The organism is Virgibacillus salexigens, from assembly GCF_014905415.1.
GTDB classification, from domain to species: domain Bacteria; phylum Bacillota; class Bacilli; order Bacillales; family Amphibacillaceae; genus Virgibacillus; species Virgibacillus salexigens.
In genome coordinates this window covers 1-318 of sequence record NZ_BNEO01000097.1, presented here as the reverse complement: position 1 = coordinate 318, position 318 = coordinate 1, and the positions used below count along the sequence as shown (strand labels likewise).

General features: G+C 35.2%; 1 protein-coding gene. It reads left to right on the top strand.

Annotation, left to right across the window (positions count from 1 at the left end):
* Positions 1 to 193: cation:proton antiporter regulatory subunit (locus JKP73_RS22400; protein WP_234447176.1), on the top strand; the 193-nt coding region annotated here is incomplete at its 5' end.
* Positions 194 to 318: the final 125 nt, after the last annotated feature.

Sequence of the window (318 nt, the reverse complement as noted above, 5' to 3'; positions counted from 1 at the left end):
TGCTAAGATAAGTAACCGCACATTAGTAGAAGTCGATGTTCGTAAGCGATTCGGCTGTACAGTTTTAGCAGTGAAACGAGACGAACAGGGTAATATATCTCCATTACCAAATGATTTTATATACGAAGGAGATATATTAGTTGTAATGGGGCATAAAAATGACATCAAACGATTTGAGAATAAAGGAATGTAAGCAATGATTAAAACCATTTCATTGCATCCATTAAGAGGAAAAACCATCCGTTTAAGCCCGCCACAGATTCTAGCGTTAGGATTTTTAGTATTTATTATAGTAGGGACGCTTTTATTAAAGTTACC